Raw genomic sequence first — 17406 nt, 5'->3', positions numbered from 1 at the left:
AAGCGAACAACGGCCTTTGATGCTACTACCTCTTTATGCAAAGGTAGTAGAAACAACGTCAAGGCCGTATTTTTGTGCGCCAGATTCAATTCATTAGCCTGCGATGTAAAATAACACTCAAATAATTAAACAGGATAGGAAGCCCGTGACAGCCCATCGTAGAATGACTCTCAAGGATCTTGCCACAGAACTCGGCGTTTCCACCGCGACAATATCAAATGCCTTCAACCGCCCCGACCAGCTTTCGCCACTTCTGCGCGATCGTATTTTAAGCGAGGCCAAACGCCTTGGGTATAACGGTCCAGATGCCAAGGCCCGCAGTCTGCGTACTGGGCGTTCCAGCATTGTTGCGGTTATTCTTGCCGAAAGCCTGACCTACAGCCTCAATGATGCTGTCGCCAGTGAATTTTTATCCGGTGTCGCTGAAGTACTCGATGCACATGGTCATACCATGCTACTACTGCCTGGTCGAGGCCATGCTTCACAGCCGCCAGGGTCCGCAAACATTGCCGATGGCTTTATCGTTTACGGCCTGATGCCTAATAACAAGCTTCTAAGCGAGCTGCCTTCGCAGCGGCCACTGGTGTCTGTGGATTTTGATATTGACGGCAGCCCGACTGTTCATATCGATGACCAAGACGCGAGCTACCACCTTGCCCAGCACGCATTAAAAACGCGGCCACAGCGGCCTGCGGTAATTAATCTTCGCCTGACAAAAGAGCATTGCAACGGCCGAGTCACCAAAGTGCACACCCTACTTCCAGACACTAGCACCATCAGCCGTGCGCGCCTGGCCGGATTTCATGCCGCACTCACCGAACATGGCTTTGATGCTGAACAGATCCCACTGTGGAATATCGAAGAGAACGTGTTTGACGTGTGCTCACCGGTAATCACAGAAATCCTTGACTTGCCTGCCAAGCAGCGCCCGGATCTGTTGCTGTGTATGTCAGACCGTATTGCGCTTACCGCGCTTACGCTAGCCGAACAGCGCGGCATTCACGTACCTGGGGAGCTAAGAATTACAGGCTTTGATGGCATTGCTGAAGGGCAATATAGAGCACCGCGTTTAACGACCGTGCGCCAGGACAGTGCGGGCAAAGGCCGCGTGGCGGCAAAAATGATTCTAGGTCGGATACCCAAAACCCAGCAGCTACTCAAAACAGAGTTGCTGCTGGGTGACACTTGCCCATAAAAATCAGCCAGGTACTATTTGGCCGTTTTCTGCATGGCAAGGGCGGTATCTAACATACGGTTGGAGAAACCCCACTCGTTGTCGTACCACGCCATAATTTTCACCAGGCGGCCATTCACACGGGTGTGATTAGCATCAAAAGTAGACGAGTGTGCGTCATGATTGAAATCAATAGACACCAGCGGCTGTGCGTTAACCGCTAGCACAGACGAGTTCGCCGCTGCTTTTTCAACAATTGCATTGATCTCTTCTTTGGTGGTATCGCGGCTTGCCGTAAATGTTAAATCTACCAGGGAAACGTTGATCACCGGTACGCGTACGGCTAACCCATCAAACTTACCTGCCAGCTCAGGCAAAACCAAACCAACGGCCGCTGCTGCGCCTGTTTTGGTCGGAATCATCGAATGCGTCGCACTACGCGCGCGGTAAGGGTCGGAGTGATAAACATCCGATAGGTTCTGGTCGTTGGTGTAGGCATGGACCGTGGTCATCAAGCCATTTTCAATGCCTACAGCATCGTTTAACGCTTTGGCGACAGGCGCCAAGCAGTTAGTCGTGCACGACGCATTGGAGACCACCGTGTGTTCAGCCGTCAAAATATCGTCATTAACGCCATATACGATAGTAGCGTCAGCATCGGGGCTGGGTGCAGAAATCAACACACGCTTAGCACCCGCTTCTATATGCTTGGCAGCGGCTTCTCGCTTAGTGAACAAGCCTGTGCACTCCATGACGAGATCAATGTTCATGGATGCCCAAGGAAGCAGGCTAGGATCACGCTCAGAAGAGATCGCGATGCGATCGCCATCCACACGAATACTTTCGGCATCATGCTCAACGGCAAAAGGAAAGTGGCCGTGAACCGTATCGTGACGCAGCAGATGCGAGTTCAGGGAAGGATCACCTAAATCATTAATCGCAACCACTTGGACACGATCCCGGTAGCTATTTTCGTACAGCGCACGCAGTACGTTACGACCAATCCGTCCAAATCCGTTAATAGCAACTCTTATTGTCATGATGGCACCTCAGTCAAGCAGTGGTAGTCGATGGCGTATCCAGTAAAAAAATTACTAAAAATACGTATTTATTCGCCTTTAGGTCAATTTTTACCTATCCAAACTGCCCTTAAAGGCTAATAACATCCCAATATGTAGTAAAATTACTATATAAAGGCTATCGTAGTCCAATAATTAATCACCGCCAAGATGGTCAATAGGAGTAACTTTTATGACTCGCTCAACATCTCCCACTCCCCTTCGCCGCACCAAGATTGTCGCGACGCTTGGCCCAGCAAGCGATCGCCCTGGCGTCCTGGAAGCCATGCTAAAAGCGGGCGTTGATGTCGTGCGGCTAAATTTCTCCCATGGCGCCGCAGATGACCATCGCCGCCGCTTGAAAGAGGTACGCGAGATCGCCCAGCGACTAAATCGTAGCGTTGCCGCACTGGGTGACCTGCAAGGGCCAAAAATTCGTATATCCCGCTTTGCCGAAGGTGCCGTTCACTTGGATATTGGCCAACCTTTCGTGCTCGACATGGCCCTAGATGCCAACAGCGGCACGGCCGAGCGCGTCGGCTGTGATTACAAGTCACTGATTGACGATGTTGCGCCGGGTGACCGACTACTGCTGGATGATGGCCGTGTCGTGCTGGATGTCACCTCGATTATTGATCAAGAAGTGCACACCCGCGTTCATGTAGGTGGCAAGCTTTCCAATAACAAAGGCATCAACAAGCAAGGGGGTGGACTATCCGCCCCTGCGCTTACCGAAAAAGATAAAGAAGACCTAAACACTGCGATCGATATCGGGGTGGATTACTTGGCGGTATCGTTCCCGCGCAGTGCTGCTGATATGCAAGAAGCTCGCGAACTGCTCGGCGAAGCAGGCAAGGAAATAGGTTTGGTTGCCAAGCTTGAGCGCGCCGAAGCGGTTGCCGATGATGAGACACTGGATGGCATTATCGAAGCCTCTGAAGCCGTAATGGTCGCCCGAGGCGACTTAGGCGTAGAAATTGGCGATGCCTCATTGATCGGCACTCAAAAACGCATCATCAAACATGCTCGCACGCTTAACCGCGCGGTAATTACCGCCACACAAATGATGGAGTCAATGATTGAGTCGCCACTGCCCACCCGCGCGGAAGTATTCGACGTGGCTAACGCAGTGCTTGATGCCACAGACGCCGTCATGCTTTCTGCGGAAACCGCCGCGGGTGACTATCCGGTAGAAACCATTCAAGCGATGGATAGGGTATGCCTCGGCGCTGAGCGCGAACGTATTGCTCAGTCATCAGGCCACCGTATTCATGAAGGCTTCGAGCGCATTGATGAAACCATTGCCCTCTCTGCCATGTATGCCGCTAACCACCTAACGGGCGTACGCGCCATAGCCTGCATGACCTCAACAGGTTATACGCCACTGATTGCCTCACGCATTCGCTCTGGCCTGCCGATTGTTGGCCTTGCACATAGCCCGATTGCCCAACGGCGCATGGCGCTTTATCGCGGCGTCGTGTCGATTCCCTTCGACACAACTCACATGGACCCTAAAGAACTCAATCAAGAAGCCGTCAAGCTACTGCAAGCTCATGGTTTGGCACACCCTGGTGATCATGTCATTCTTACCCGCGGCGACCACATGAACGCCCACGGCGGCACCAACACCATGAAAGTGCTGGCCGTTGAAGAAGCGTAAATCTAACTGTGACCTGAAATAGCCGGAATGTTAACTGGAGAGCCATGCCATGAGCGACGCACGTCCCCCCCGCCAAGCCGTTCGTACGCTGCAACCGCGTAAACGCATTGCGCTAATTGCCCACGACGGCAAAAAAACCGAAATGTTGGAGTGGGCAACACGCTGGCAGGAAACACTCAGCCAGCACACGCTTATTGGTACGGGGACGACCGCTGGGCGGCTTAAAAGTTCGCTTGGCCTAGAGGTCGAGGGGTTGATGAGCGGGCCGCTAGGCGGTGATCAGCAAATTGGCGCGCGTATTGCCGAACAACAGCTAGACGTGCTGATTTTCTTCTGGGATCCGTTTGCCCCTCAGCCCCACGACCCTGATGTCAAAGCGCTGCTGCGCTTAGCCGCGCTGTGGAACGTGCCGGTGGCATGCAATGCGGCGAGCGCCGACTTTTTACTGTCGTCGCCCTATCTCAGTGAACGCTACGATATGTCTATTCCGGATGCGCAGGCCTGGGCTCAAGCCCGCACGGTATAGTTCTTAACAACTCAAGGTCTTAACAACTCAAGCTCTGAACGAATCAATGGGGCTTATCGGGTATGCAGGTGGCGCGCCACGACCTGCTGCCCACACTGATAGTCACCGTTCATGGCATTCAGGGCACAGCGCAGGGTGAGTTCAGCAATGCGATCATAATCTTGCAACGCTGAATTCACCGGTTGCGGCAGAAAGTCCAATAAGCGGTGGTCGCCAAAGGTGGCCAACCGCATCTCTTCTGGTAGCCCACCACGCTCCAGAAACACGTCAAACACCCCTTCCATCAGCACATAAGACGCGGTGATCAACGCGTCAGCGCCCCCCTTCTCATCCAGCAGTTGAGCGGCAAGACGGGCACCTTCGCTACGCTCGTAGTGCGTACCGCTAAGTAAAACCGGCTCGATAGAGCTGTCTTGTAGTGCTGACTGAAAACCCACCCTCCGCTCACGACTGATCGACAAGCTTGGCATCGCTTCTAACCACGCCACCCGCCGCGTGCTACCCGTAATGACCGAGCGCGTTAGCGCATATGCTGCGTCTTGATCGTTACTGACGACACTAGCAAAACGTGCCGGCGCAAGCCCACGGTCCATTCCCACAACGCACCAGCCTTCATCCACCAAATCAGAATAGAAGGTGTCCTCTTCGGCAAGGCAGCTGGCGGTAATAAGCACCTCACAGCGCTGCGCGCGAAGCGCCAATGCCAAAGCGCGCTCGCTATCGGCACAGTCATCTGAGCTAGCCACCAACAGCTGATAGCCCTTCTCTCTCGCGCCACGCTCTAAGCGTTTCGCGAGCCGCGCATAGCTGATATTTTCAAGATCCGGCACGATCAATCCAATCAGCCGACTTGCCCCACGACGCAGCGCTGCTGCCTGCGGGTCAATGTGATAGCGATGCTGCCGCACGACCGCCATTACTTTCTCAATGGTGGCATTACTAATACGCCGTTGCTCGGCCTGGCCATTAATTACATAGCTCGCCGTGGTGCGCGATACGCCCGCAAGCCGGGCAATGTCGGCAAGTGTCATGCAATTCTCCCTCTGGTTGCCGGTGTAGTTTATCAGCCGTTTCTCCCCACCCAGACTAAAGTCTAGAAAGACAACCCTTGTGTCTTTAAGTGAATCGATTCAGCATAGCCAACTAACCACAGATGACACGATTCATCCAGCGAAGCTCAACGCTCTACGACCAACGTTTAAGCATGATCACGCTGCAGACATTACCCTTGGCTGACAGCGTTTACAGGAGAACCCTATGTTAACTCTCGGCCCAGATGACATCTTGCTCGACCGCCATGCGGACGACTGGCAAGCTGCACTCGACATCGCCGCTAAGGCGCTAACGGATGCGGGCTTAGTTGAGGCCGAGTACCGTGATGGCCTCCATGCCCGTGAAGCGCAGTCGTCAACCTATCTTGGTAATGCGATTGCCATTCCACACGGCACGCCGGAAAGCCGTCAGCACGTAAAACATACCGGCGTGAGGGTGCTGCAGTTCCCCAAAGGCGTTCAGTGGCATGACGGCCAGACGGTCTATGTTCTGGTGACGATAGCCGCGCAAAATGACGAACATCTAGACATCCTGCGTCAATTAACCCACGTCTTAGACCGCGACGGCGTCGCCAACCAGCTCGCCAGCGCCAGTTCGGCTGTCGAGGTAGCGCGTTTACTTTCCAAGCCAGCGCTTGAGCCGCGCCTGGATGCTGATACGCTGTGCGTTAATTTCCCTGCTCGCGACCCTCAAGAGCTCGCCCTGGCCGCTGCCGCTCGGCTTCGCCAAAGTGGCTGTGTTGATAACGCTTTTATTAGTGCCATCGCCAGTGCTTCCCCCCAATGGCTGGGCAAGGGATTTTGGTTGGCAAGCCACGTCCAAGGGGTGACACAACCCTCACTAGGCGTTGCCACGCCAGCCGATCCTAAACTTGAGCATAGTGATCACCCTGTCCATGCGCTGTTCTGTTTAGCGGCCAGTGGCGATGCCCACCGCCCACTGCTGGAACAGCTATTAGCCATGCTAGAGAACGGCGAAAGTGATAGCTTGGTGGGCAAAAGCAGCGCACAGCTGCTGGCCACGCTGGCGGGCGAAACCGCCAGCACTCAGACTCGTCGCGTGCGCGTCTTGAACCCCCATGGCCTGCACGCTCGTCCAGCGAAACAGCTGGTACAGGTCGCCCGCGCGCAATCAATACCGATTAACGTACGCCTTGAAGAAGGCAGTGCCTCCACGGTTTCTGCCGCCAGCCTCACCAAAGTGATTGGCTTGGGAGCACGGCGTGGTCAGTGGCTGATTCTTTCTGCCGAAGGTGAGCAGGCAACGGCTGCACTGGACGCCGTTTCCGCTGCGATCGAAGAAGGCTTGGGCGAGAAAGTAACGCCGTTCGACGGCGGCTTTGATGCCAAGTCGGTGACTAACACGAGCAAGCCCGTTGAACCGTTAGTCGCCGATGCGCCCCACACCGGCGTTGCCGCCTCGCCGGGCTTAGCCATTGCGCCGGTGTTTGCGATTCGCCCGATGCAGTTCGACTACGCCGAACACGCCAGCGACCCCGAACTTGAAATTAGTCGCCTGAAAGTGGCTCTCAAAGAAGGCGCTGCTCAACTACAGGCACTGGTGCACAACGCCCCTGGCGGTGAAGTGGCCGATATTCTCTCGATGCACGAAGAGATGCTCGACGACCCCGAGTTGCACCACGCTGCCATTGATGCGATTCGTGAAGGTCGTTCAGCAGAAGCCGGTTGGTGGAATGCCATTGAAACCGCCGCCCACGCTCAGGAAATGCTCGCCGACCGCCTGCTGGCCGAGCGCGCCGCCGACCTGCGCGACGTAGGCCGCCGCGTGCTGGGCGTATTGTGCGATGTCCAACTGCCCGAGCCGCCTGACCACCCGTATATTCTGGTGATGGATGACATCGGCCCTTCCGACGTTGCCCGCCTGGATACCTCACGCGTACGCGGCCTGCTTACCGTGCGCGGCGGCGCCACCGCTCACAGTGCTATTCTGGCTCGCGCCCTGGGCATTCCCGCTGTTGTCGGCGCCGGTGAAGCCGTCATGGCGTTGCATAACGGCAGCATGATGATTCTGGATGGTGAACGTGGGCGGGTTACCTCCCAGCCTTCCGAAGAGCGTCTGCAGCGCGCGGAACAACAGCTTCTCGACCAGCAACAGCGCGAAGCCGATGCCTGGGAGCTGCGTTTTGAGCAAGCCCAAACCCGCGATGGTCATCGGGTAGAAGTGGCAGCCAATCTTGGTAACACCGCCCACGCCGCCGATGCGGTTGAACGCGGTGCCGAAGGTGTTGGCCTGCTGCGCACCGAATTCCTGTTTATGGCCTACTCAAGCGCACCGGACCTAGCCACCCAAATTGCCGAGTACCGCGAAGCCACCGATGCCTTGGATGGCCGTCCGCTGGTCGCGCGTACTTTGGATGTGGGTGGCGACAAGCCGCTGCCCTACTGGCCGGTTCCCCAGGAAGACAATCCTTTCCTTGGCCTACGCGGCATTCGCTTAGCGCTGACCGAACCGGAAGTGCTGGAAACACAAATCCGCGCGCTGCTGATGGCAGCTGTCGGCCGTCCGCTACGCATCATGCTGCCGATGGTTAAGGATGTCGCTGAATTCCGCGCCGCCAACGTCATCTATGACCGCCTGCTTAGCGAAATCCCACCACAGCAGCGCGCCACTGATGTGCAACTGGGCGTGATGATCGAAGTACCCTCCAGCGCACTGCTAGCACCTACGCTGGCGGCCGAGGTGGACTTCTTCTCCGTTGGCACTAACGATTTAACTCAGTACACCCTGGCCATCGACCGCGGCCATCCAGAGCTTTCTGCCCAGGCCGATGGCCTGCACCCCGCCGTGCTGCGTTTGATTCAAATGACCGTCGATGCCGCCCATGCCCACGGCAAATGGGTCGGCGTATGCGGCGAGCTAGCCTCGGACGCCATGGCCGTGCCAGTCCTGGTAGGGTTAGGCGTTGATGAGCTTTCCGTCAGTGCGCGACAAATTCCGCTAGTCAAAGCTCGCCTGCGTGAATTTGATCTTGCCGATGCAAAAGCCACTGCCCAATTAGCACTGAGTAAAGCCACCAGCGATGAGGTGCGTGACGCCCTGGAGGCCCGCTAATGGCCCAGATAGTGTGCATTACACTCAACCCCGCGCTGGATTTAGCGTTCAACCTTGAAACGCTGACACTCGGTCATGTGAACCGCCCCCACAGCGCCCAGTTAGAAGCCGCGGGCAAAGGCGTTAACGTAGCACGCGTGCTGGCCAGTTTAGGCCATCAAGTGATTGTTAGCGGCTTTCTCGGCCAGGATAACGACGCGCCGTTCAGCTTGGCATTCCCCCACTACGGCGTGGAAGATGCCTTTGTACGAGTACCCGGCAGCACACGCATTAACGCCAAGCTGGCGGAACAGAGTGGCCGCGTCACTGATATTAACGGCCCCGGCATGCCGATTGAGGCTACCCATCTAGATGCCTTACGAACTACCCTAGACGATCTATTTCAGCGCCTCGCTCCGCCCCAAGCGGTCGTCGTTGCCGGTAGTCTTCCTCCAGGTATTGATCAGCCGCTGTTTGCTGAGCTACTAACCACCCTAAAAAGCTATGGCGTACCACTTTGGATAGACACCAGTGGCCCGGCACTGCTGACCGCCATTGCTGCTCAGCCTGCGGCTGTAAAACCTAACGAAACGGAACTCGCTGACTGGGCTGGCAGCGCGCTAGATTCAAATCAACAGCGCCAGGTCGCCGCCGAGCGACTGCACGCCAGCGGCATCGAGCACGCACTGATCTCCGCAGGCTCAGAGGGCGTTTTATGGGTTAGTTCACAGGGCACCTGGCAATCTACCCCACCTAGCGTGAACGCCACCAATACCGTTTGTGCGGGCGATACCTTTTTGGCTGGCATGCTTCATGGGCTGCTCAGCGACTTCGCCCCACAAGACACCCTTCGCTTCGCAACGGCACTCTCTGCCGAAGCGGTTCGCCACGTCGGCGTGGGCACCCCCCACGCCGACGACTTTGACTTACTCCAACAACAGACTTTGGTACGGCGTCTTGACGACACTATCACCGAGGGAGCCACGCGATGAACCTGATTCTGATTACCGCCTGCCCCAGCGGCATGGCGACCACCTTTTTGGCCGCCAAGCGCCTTGAACAAGCGGCCACACGGATGGGCTGGAGCGCTCATGTGGAAATGCACGGCGAGATTGCGCCGCTGCAGGCTGCCACCGCCGAGCAAATTGCTAATGCCGATTTAATTGTGGTGGCCGCCGATCACGTTCCCGCCCCGGAGCGTTTTGAAGGCAAGCGACTTTTCCAGGCGCCGATTGCCAGCGCCCTGCCCGACCCCAGCGCCTTTTTAGCTCAAGCCAAGCGTGAAGCACCGATTTACACTGCTCCTGCAACCCCTACAGCTGCTGCTACTCCGGCGAGCAACACGGGTGGCAAGAAGATTGTCGCTGTTACCGCTTGCCCCACCGGCGTTGCCCATACCTTTATGGCCGCTGAAGCGCTAGCCGAAGCAGGCAAAGCCATGGGGCATGCCATTCGCGTGGAAACCCAAGGCTCAGTGGGCGCTCAGGATCATTTAACCGAAGAAGAGATCGCCGACGCCGACGTGGTCGTACTGGCCTGCGATATCGACGTTGACCCAGCGCGGTTTGCAGGCAAGCGTATCTACCGCACCTCAACCGGCAATGCACTAAAAAAGCCACGTCCCACTCTGGAAGCCGCCCTTGTTGATGCTAGCGTAGAAAACGCCAACAGCGGTTCGGGCAACGCCAATAAGAGCGTTAAAGAGAAAGGCGTTTATAAGCACCTACTCACTGGCGTTTCGTTCATGCTGCCTATGGTGGTAGCGGGCGGCTTGCTGATTGCGCTCTCGTTTGTCTTCGGTATTGAAGCCTTTGAGCAGGAAGGCACGCTGGCCGCTGCGCTTATGCAAATTGGCGGTGGTACCGCCTTCGCGCTAATGATTCCTGTGCTGGCAGGCTACATTGCCTACTCCATAGCCGACCGCCCCGGCATCGCCCCAGGCATGATTGGCGGGATGTTGGCGGCCAACATTGGCTCCGGGTTTATTGGCGGTATTTTGGCAGGCTTTCTGGCAGGCTACGTAGCCCTCGCGGTTACCCGCTACGTTAAGCTGCCCTCCAGCGTTGAATCGCTCAAGCCTATTCTGATTATCCCGCTGGTGGCTAGTCTGGTCACCGGCCTGACGATGATCTATGTGATTGGCGAACCTGTCGCAGCATTGCTGAATGCGCTGACCAGCTTCCTGGCCTCGATGGGCTCTACTAACGCGGTGCTGCTGGGCATTCTATTGGGCGCAATGATGTGCTTCGACTTGGGCGGCCCCGTCAATAAAGCAGCTTATACCTTTGGCGTGGGCCTGTTAGCGTCAGAAACCTACGGCCCAATGGCAGCCATTATGGCGGCAGGCATGGTGCCAGCGATTGGCATGGGTATTGCCAGTTTCGTAGCGCGCAATAAATTTTCTGAACCAGAACGGGAAGCAGGCAAAGCTTCGTTTGTACTCGGCTTTTGCTTTATTAGTGAAGGGGCCATTCCCTTCGCGGCGAAAGACCCGTTGCGGGTTATCCCCGCGTGCATGGTGGGCGGTGCGATCACCGGCGCGCTTTCCATGCTGGTAGGCGCAAAACTAATGGCACCTCACGGGGGTATCTTTGTTCTGCTAATCCCCAACGCTATTACCCCAGCGTTGCTCTACCTCGGCGCGATTATCATCGGCTCGCTGGTAACCGGCTTAGGCTATGCCTTTATCAAACGCGGCGCCGCACACGTCGTCGTTACCAGCTAAACGTTTGAACGCCAGTGCTGAGCAGGTTGCTACCTGCTCAGCGCCTATTTTGCTACGCATATCCCTCCTCAACTCCATACCAGCAACGGTTTATTACTGATTTTTTTAACCCCAAATCGCTTAACAGTTGCTTAAACTGGGGTTTTATGTAGTATTTTTACCTAAATAGAGCCATAAATAGTACAAAGCACGAGCCAGCAATATAGCGCTCGTCACTTAATAATGATCTAAAACAACAGGACCGCCCTCTATGTTTCAACTCACCCGCAGCGTTACTTGGCAGGCACTTGAACGCCTGCGCGACAAAACCGCCAACGACCGCATTCGTGATTACTTCACCAATGACCCGCAGCGCTTTGAAAAAATGAGCTTACGGGTGGGCGGCCTATTCTTGGATTACTCCAAGCATCACGTCTCTGATGAAGTGCTTGCCAAACTGCTTGAGCTGGCCGACCACTCTGCCCTGGTTCAGCGTCGCGCACAGATGTTCTCTGGCGACATTATCAACGTCACCGAAAATCGCCCGGTACTGCATACCGCACTACGCAATTTAAGCGATGAACCGGTACATGTAGACGGCAACGATGTCATGCCGGAAATCAATCGCACCCGGGAACAAATCAAGCAGTTCTCAGAAGCGGTTAGAAGCGGTGAGTGGAAAGGCTATAACGGCCAACGCATCAAAGACGTGGTCAATATTGGCATTGGTGGCTCAGACCTTGGCCCCAACATGGCCGTACGCGCGCTACTCAAATACCGCCACCCGGAACTGCACTTCCACTTCGTCTCCAACGTCGATGGCACCCATATTCAGAAGGTGCTTTCACGACTAGACCCGGCGACCACGCTGTTTATCGTTTCCACCAAAACTTTCTCTACCCAGGAAACCCTGCTTAACGCCAAAACCGCACGGCGCTGGTTCGTGGAAAATGCCGGTGAAGATGCCGACGTAGGCGCCCACTTTATTGCCGCTTCCACTAACCGCAAAGCGGCGATGGAGTTCGGGATTCGTGAAGAGAACGTGTTCGAGTTTTGGGCCTGGGTGGGCGGTCGCTACTCCATGTGGTCATCTATCGGCCTACCGATTGCGCTTTCGGTTGGTTTTGAAGGGTTTATCGAGCTGCTGGAAGGCGCTCATGAGATGGACCGCCACTTTATCGAGGCGCCCTTCTCACAGAATATGCCCGTTCTGATGGCGCTGATTGGTATCTGGTACATCAACTTTATTGGCGCCGAAACCCAGGCTATCGTGCCCTACGATCAAGCCTTGAACCAACTACCTTCATTCCTGCAGCAGTTGGATATGGAGTCTAACGGCAAGTCAGTCGATATCTTTGGCCATCCGGTTAACTACAAAACCGGCCCGATTGTCTGGGGGCAAACAGGCTCCAACGGTCAGCACGCTTTCTTCCAGCTACTACACCAGGGCACCCGCTACGTGCCAATCGATTTTATTGCCTCGCTGAAACCCGAGCCCGGCGTGGAAGACCACCACTTCGCCTTGCTCACCAATATGCTCGCCCAAGCCAACGCCTTTATGGAAGGCAGCCAAGGGGACAGCAAAGAACTTAGCCAGCACGACCCCTACAGCTGCCCCGGTAACCGGCCTTCCAGCACCCTTTTGCTTGATGAGCTAACGCCAAAAAACCTAGGCGCGCTGATTGCCCTCTACGAGCACAAGGTGTTTGTGCAGGGTGTTATCTGGAACATCAACTCGTTTGATCAGTGGGGTGTGCAGCTTGGCAAACGCATTGCCGGTGAAATCAGCGAGCGCATCGACACCAACGCCGCCGACTTCGATACCTCCACCCAGGGTTTGTTGGAACTGGTACGCGCCCACTTTCCCGGCGACAGCAACGCAAAGCAAAGCGCGCCAGCCAGCGCTGATAAGAAGCCTGCTAGGAAGAAGCGTTAAGCGGAGAGTTAGGTAAACGTTAGATAAAGAAACGCCTTGGCTGTTCAGCCAAGGCGTTTTTGATTTGATCTTTGATGCCAGTATCGTCACTGGCTGGAGGCAATCAGAAGCCCCTAGCCGACTAAATTAATCCGGCGTAAATTGCTCAAAGACCTGCTGTCCGGTCATTTTTTCTGTTTGGTTATTAAACTCGTAATAACCGGGCTTCTCATCAATAAATATTTCGCTGGTAAGCTGGTACGTCTGATCCTGGAACAGGCCTGCTGGGAGAATATACTCATTGCTGGGTAGCAGGTGATAGAACAGATGCGTCCCGCAGGTTGCACAGAATCCTCGCTCCGCCCATTCAGACGAGCGGTAAGCGGTAGGCTCAGCACCAGAGAATTCTACCGGACCACCACAATGCACAGCGAACATAGGCCCACCCGACCAACGCCGACATAGTGAGCAATGACAAACACTGACCTGCTCGTGGTTAGGCGCAGTCACTTCGATGGAACCGCAAAGACATGTTCCTTTCATCGCAAACTCCCTTACCGTTAGCCCCATGACAGTTGCTCTTGTGATGCCGACGAGAGCTAAGCTGCTGTAGGCTCATTGAACAATATTCTGTTGGAAAACGGATCTACCACTTCAAACACCCTATCGCCCCACGGAGCTGTGGTTATTTCCGGTCGGCTAAACTTGTAACCACGGGCTAAAATCTCGCGGTACAAGCCTTCAAGATCATCAGTATTCACAAACGTTTTAGCGCCAGGGGAGCAATCCCCAGAGTGTTCACTGAGGTGAAAAGCCAGATCACCTCGGGATACCTGCATATAGACAGGAAAGTCTGCTTCGAAGCGATGCTCCCAATCAAGCGACATCCCCAAAAACTCAAGATAGAACGCCTTGGCTTTAGATTCATCAAAAATTCGTATAATCGGAATGGCTTGAAAATGCATTTATGCTCTCCTTACAAACAGCGCTTTAACGAATGGCTAGCCAGCTCTGGCTAGAAAGCCTAAAGCCCCCTTTACCCTTAGGCGTTCGATTTAAACAGGCGCAGAGTTGCTCTCTACGCCATAGGCATGGCGTATATACTCAACGGCTTCAGCCATACCACTAAGAACCGCTGTCGCTGAATGAAAGTTTTGCTGTTTAGACATTTCCGTGGGTAGTGCCAAGCAGCTTATGCCAGCTCGAAAGGCGGCTTCAAGACCATGTTGTGTATCTTCAATGGCGAGACATTCATCCGCAGCAACGCCAAGCCGTTGAAGAGCCAGGAGATAGCATTCAGGTGCGGGCTTGCTGTCTCGGACATCATCGTTAGAAACAATCGTAGAGAACTTATCTTCAAACCCATTGGCCTGCAGCGTTTTTTGAACACCATTTGCACTAGCGCCTGTCACCACTGCCAGCTTCAAACCCGCACTGTGGAAGTAAGCAATAGCCTCTCGTACGCCAGGCATTAACGGGAATGCCTGGCTAGCAAGGTAGTCCTGCGTCGCGGCGTTCTTCGCTTCTATCAGTTGATCAGGGGACGCATCAATCCCAAACCTCTGTACCATATCCAGGGCATTGGCGCGCGTTGGTAGGCCTGCATAGTGGGTTCTGTACTGCAGCTCAGACAATTCAACGCCATATTGGCTCAGAATATGTATCCACATTTGAAAATGGATGTGTTCAGAACTGACGATCGTCCCATCGTGATCTAGCAAAATTGCGCGAAGTGCCACAAGACCTCCTAGAAATAGCGTGTTTAAAACCCAAGGCAAAGCCAACCGAAAGATCGACAGTGGGGACTTCTAGCCAGATGCCCAGCACACACTCGGTAACGCTTGGGTAGAATGGTCGAATCATAGCAGTAGGCATGGTTAAGCTTTTGCCTGATCTTATGCTCTACAGCACAGTGATTACCTATATTTAGCACTTACAAACCACTGCCCGCATACTTTATCTTCTTATATAGCTCACCGATAAAATTGACTCCCACTATCAAGCCCACACCAAGAGCAATGACGACGAGAGAACCATAGGCAATACTACCTGACCAGATCCACTGACTAATCGCTGTGCCAATATGTTGCAAAGTGAGATAAACACCTATCAGAAAACTACCTGCACGGACTAAGCCTAGTTCGTGCAGTGATAACTGAGAGTCAGCGTTATTAGCTGGATGAATTTTATTAGTCAGCGGTTCTGCCACTAGCCAAAGTACAGCGCCGACAATAAGAGGCATAACAATCATTGCTATCAGGGTGACTAACCACTCGTCATATGATTCTGTCGAGCCTGGGCCAAACAGCATCGGCGCTAGGGCAAGTAGCGGATTAAGCGCAATATACAGCGCTAAAATGCGTAACAAGATAATAGAGAAAGCTTTCATAGAATATGTTCACACTCCCTGTGATTTACATCGATATAAACGCCACATGATGAACATCGGGGGCTGACGATATTATCCTAGTTATTTATCACCACTATTTCACTTAAAACAGTGACCTCTCTTCAAGCGCACTTAGCCAAGGAGCATCTGAAACATAAAAAATACCCCTTGGCACTTTCGGGCCAAGGGGTATCGGTTACGTCAGCAACATCGCCTCGTTTTTCAGTTCGACGCGCAGGCCTACTACCCGGTCGATGGCTTACAGGCTGTAAGAATGCTAGCGCTTGAACATATCATCCAGGCGATTGGCGAACAGTACATCACGCATCCAGACTTTCAACTGGTCATGATCGGCTTGCACAAGCTGCGCTTCTACCCAGTCAGGCACCTCACCAAACTTGAATGTGAGCTGGGTGCGTACTACCTCGCGCGCTTCAGTCAAACGTCCTTCTTGCCGTCCTTCCAGGCGTTCTTTCTTGACCAGGTTCTCTATCTCTGCCAACGTGTCTTTATCCTCCATCAGGCTGTCAAGCCGATCCAGGTTGACCTCTGTGCCCAGCCGGTACAAATGTCGCTTGAGCCAGCGGGTGATAATCCGGTCGATGCGTTCCTTATTGGGGTCAGCCTGAATAATGGCGACGACCCGATCCACAGCGTTCTGTAGGGCTTCCCAACTTTCACCGGCATTTTCCACACCGAATACACCGCTGAGCGGTGTCTGGCGTAAGCCCAATTCTTCGTTAGTATAACGCCCTTCATCAACCAGAAAATAGCGCAGGCGCGGTTGATAGACCTGCAGAAAGCTCGGCGGTTCCGGCTGCACCATCTCGTAGATATCCAGCGGGGCTGTCCAGGGCTTGGAGCCGTTGTACAGTACCACCGGAAACACCGGTGGCAGGCCTTGACTGGGGGTGATGACCTTCTGTTTGAGTAATTCACTGTAAAAGCAGGCGACGTAGTGCATCAGCCGAATCGGCATGCTGCGATCAACCGCTGACTGGAACTCTAATAAAATGTATAGAAACACCCGCTGCGTCATGCCCTGCCAAGTGACTTCCACCGACCACACCACGTCTTCGATCTTCTCTTCGAACAGCGGTGTGATGTAATGGCCACTGTGCTTCTTGAGCGTCGTGAAGTTCATTAACCCGGCAATTAGGCGGGGCAAAGCCTTCAATCAGTTGCTCAACGAACTCAGGGTGGCTGAACAGTTCCTTGTAGCCGGTATCGTGGTGGTGGATGGCCATAACGCGTCCCTGTTAATTCTATAGTGGCAGAATACCATGGCGGGCGATGATCAGCAGCGCTTTCCAGTAGGCTGAGCCCTTTTATCACCACGCTACCGCCAGGCAAGACATTCCGTGCCTTCCCTGCCAATCAATGCAGCAACGTCCGTGTTGCTGCGTCGGTTGAGGGTGTTATTTCATGGCGTGACCAAACAATGTGCCACCTCCAATGCTGGCCACAGTGTTGAACGGCAGTGGGCGGTCAAAGGTAGAACTCAAAGCCACACCACCTTTATATAAAGCCAGATTGCATATAGCACAAAAAACAGTTCAAAAAAGTGGTAGCCACACCACCAAAAGATATTCGCACCCAGTGAGTGCATAATGCCTGAATCGCCCAAAGTGCCCATTTTAACTTCTTTACGTTTAAAGAGCGTTTTTTTTGAACTCAAGAGCATTAATGACCAAATTATGGAGCCTGCCAACCCCATCAACACATCTTGGTACTCCGGCATGCCCCGCCAAAACATCCAGAACATCATGCCACACGCCACAATTTGCAGCATTAACGTCATCACTGTTACCCGGTAAATCACCTTGCAAAATATCTGAAACTGTTTTTCTGTCATTGTTTGTGCCCACCCCGGTGT

Annotated in this window: 15 protein-coding genes; 7 read left to right on the top strand and 8 right to left on the bottom strand. The window is 54.2% G+C overall.

Annotation, left to right across the window (positions count from 1 at the left end):
- The first annotated feature begins 163 nt into the window (after window positions 1-163).
- Entirely contained in the window at window positions 164-1195 is a 1032-nt protein-coding gene (locus tag B6A39_RS06865; RefSeq protein WP_083002970.1) for a LacI family DNA-binding transcriptional regulator, read from the top strand.
- 14 nt (window positions 1196-1209) lie between these two features.
- Here the strand turns inward: B6A39_RS06865 and gap are convergent, their stop codons facing one another.
- A complete protein-coding gene (gene gap, locus B6A39_RS06860; RefSeq protein WP_083002967.1) occupies window positions 1210-2214 on the bottom strand; it encodes a type I glyceraldehyde-3-phosphate dehydrogenase in 1005 nt (334 codons plus the stop codon).
- A gap of 211 nt (window positions 2215-2425) precedes the next feature.
- On the opposite strand from gap, the gene pyk reads away from it, so the two are divergent.
- Both pyk and B6A39_RS06850 read left to right on the top strand, forming a co-directional pair.
- Window positions 2426-3892, top strand: a complete 1467-nt coding sequence (gene pyk, locus B6A39_RS06855; RefSeq protein WP_083002963.1) for a pyruvate kinase — start codon at window positions 2426-2428, stop codon at window positions 3890-3892.
- Between the two features lie 49 nt (window positions 3893-3941).
- The gene (locus B6A39_RS06850) at window positions 3942-4418 is read left to right on the top strand and encodes a methylglyoxal synthase (RefSeq protein WP_083002959.1); all 477 of its coding nucleotides are present in this window, start codon (window positions 3942-3944) and stop codon (window positions 4416-4418) included.
- Between the two features lie 53 nt (window positions 4419-4471).
- Here the strand turns inward: B6A39_RS06850 and cra are convergent, their stop codons facing one another.
- On the bottom strand, window positions 4472-5449 hold the full coding sequence (gene cra, locus B6A39_RS06845; RefSeq protein WP_083002955.1) for a catabolite repressor/activator: 978 nt from the start codon (window positions 5447-5449) through the stop codon (window positions 4472-4474).
- A 226-nt stretch (window positions 5450-5675) separates the two neighbouring features.
- On the opposite strand from cra, the gene ptsP reads away from it, so the two are divergent.
- The 4 genes from ptsP to pgi all read left to right on the top strand — a co-directional run bounded on the left by ptsP (window position 5676) and on the right by pgi (window position 13162).
- On the top strand, window positions 5676-8543 hold the full coding sequence (gene ptsP / locus B6A39_RS06840; protein ID WP_083002951.1) for a phosphoenolpyruvate--protein phosphotransferase: 2868 nt from the start codon (window positions 5676-5678) through the stop codon (window positions 8541-8543).
- Window positions 8543-9514: a 1-phosphofructokinase gene (pfkB, locus tag B6A39_RS06835; RefSeq protein ID WP_083002947.1), complete on the top strand. Its 972-nt coding sequence runs from the start codon at window positions 8543-8545 to the stop codon at window positions 9512-9514. Before ptsP ends, pfkB begins: the two co-directional genes overlap by 1 nt.
- Window positions 9511-11247, top strand: a complete 1737-nt coding sequence (locus tag B6A39_RS06830; RefSeq protein ID WP_083002944.1) for a PTS fructose-like transporter subunit IIB — start codon at window positions 9511-9513, stop codon at window positions 11245-11247. Before pfkB ends, B6A39_RS06830 begins: the two co-directional genes overlap by 4 nt.
- A 250-nt stretch (window positions 11248-11497) precedes the next feature.
- Window positions 11498-13162 carry a glucose-6-phosphate isomerase gene (pgi, locus tag B6A39_RS06825; RefSeq protein ID WP_083002940.1) on the top strand — a complete coding sequence of 555 codons (1665 nt, stop codon included), beginning with the start codon at window positions 11498-11500 and terminating at the stop codon, window positions 13160-13162.
- A gap of 126 nt (window positions 13163-13288) precedes the next feature.
- On the opposite strand, the gene B6A39_RS06820 is transcribed toward pgi, so the two are convergent.
- The 6 genes from B6A39_RS06820 to B6A39_RS06795 form a co-directional block, all read right to left on the bottom strand.
- Complete coding sequence (locus B6A39_RS06820) at window positions 13289-13684, bottom strand: GFA family protein (RefSeq protein ID WP_083007867.1); 396 nt, start codon at window positions 13682-13684, stop codon at window positions 13289-13291.
- Window positions 13685-13740: 56 nt separating this feature from the next.
- Window positions 13741-14106: a glyoxalase superfamily protein gene (locus B6A39_RS06815; RefSeq protein ID WP_083002937.1), complete on the bottom strand. Its 366-nt coding sequence runs from the start codon at window positions 14104-14106 to the stop codon at window positions 13741-13743.
- 90 nt (window positions 14107-14196) lie between these two features.
- A complete protein-coding gene (locus B6A39_RS06810) occupies window positions 14197-14880 on the bottom strand; it encodes an HAD family hydrolase (protein ID WP_198036763.1) in 684 nt (227 codons plus the stop codon).
- Window positions 14881-15074: 194 nt separating this feature from the next.
- Window positions 15075-15530 carry a hypothetical protein gene (locus tag B6A39_RS06805; protein WP_083002930.1) on the bottom strand — a complete coding sequence of 152 codons (456 nt, stop codon included), beginning with the start codon at window positions 15528-15530 and terminating at the stop codon, window positions 15075-15077.
- 277 nt (window positions 15531-15807) lie between these two features.
- Window positions 15808-16707 carry an Rpn family recombination-promoting nuclease/putative transposase gene (locus tag B6A39_RS06800; protein ID WP_232318756.1) on the bottom strand — a complete coding sequence of 300 codons (900 nt, stop codon included), beginning with the start codon at window positions 16705-16707 and terminating at the stop codon, window positions 15808-15810.
- 324 nt (window positions 16708-17031) lie between these two features.
- Window positions 17032-17385 (bottom strand): hypothetical protein, encoded by a 354-nt coding sequence (locus tag B6A39_RS06795; RefSeq protein WP_083002926.1) that lies wholly within the window; start codon window positions 17383-17385, stop codon window positions 17032-17034.
- Window positions 17386-17406 lie beyond the last annotated feature (21 nt).

It is taken from the genome of Halomonas sp. GT (genome assembly GCF_002082565.1).
Classification (GTDB): Bacteria; Pseudomonadota; Gammaproteobacteria; order Pseudomonadales; family Halomonadaceae; genus Vreelandella.
This window is presented reverse-complemented; position numbering and strand designations above follow the sequence as displayed.

Coding starts and splice junctions, on each gene's coding strand:
- B6A39_RS06865 (WP_083002970.1), top strand. CDS start 164: ATGACTCTCAAGGATCTTGCCACAGAACTCGGCGTTTCCACCGCGACA.
- gap (WP_083002967.1), bottom strand. CDS start 2,214: ATGACAATAAGAGTTGCTATTAACGGATTTGGACGGATTGGTCGTAAC.
- pyk (WP_083002963.1), top strand. CDS start 2,426: ATGACTCGCTCAACATCTCCCACTCCCCTTCGCCGCACCAAGATTGTC.
- B6A39_RS06850 (WP_083002959.1), top strand. CDS start 3,942: ATGAGCGACGCACGTCCCCCCCGCCAAGCCGTTCGTACGCTGCAACCG.
- cra (WP_083002955.1), bottom strand. CDS start 5,449: ATGACACTTGCCGACATTGCCCGGCTTGCGGGCGTATCGCGCACCACG.
- ptsP (WP_083002951.1), top strand. CDS start 5,676: ATGTTAACTCTCGGCCCAGATGACATCTTGCTCGACCGCCATGCGGAC.
- pfkB (WP_083002947.1), top strand. CDS start 8,543: ATGGCCCAGATAGTGTGCATTACACTCAACCCCGCGCTGGATTTAGCG.
- B6A39_RS06830 (WP_083002944.1), top strand. CDS start 9,511: ATGAACCTGATTCTGATTACCGCCTGCCCCAGCGGCATGGCGACCACC.
- pgi (WP_083002940.1), top strand. CDS start 11,498: ATGTTTCAACTCACCCGCAGCGTTACTTGGCAGGCACTTGAACGCCTG.
- B6A39_RS06820 (WP_083007867.1), bottom strand. CDS start 13,684: ATGAAAGGAACATGTCTTTGCGGTTCCATCGAAGTGACTGCGCCTAAC.
- B6A39_RS06815 (WP_083002937.1), bottom strand. CDS start 14,106: ATGCATTTTCAAGCCATTCCGATTATACGAATTTTTGATGAATCTAAA.
- B6A39_RS06805 (WP_083002930.1), bottom strand. CDS start 15,530: ATGAAAGCTTTCTCTATTATCTTGTTACGCATTTTAGCGCTGTATATT.
- B6A39_RS06795 (WP_083002926.1), bottom strand. CDS start 17,385: ATGACAGAAAAACAGTTTCAGATATTTTGCAAGGTGATTTACCGGGTA.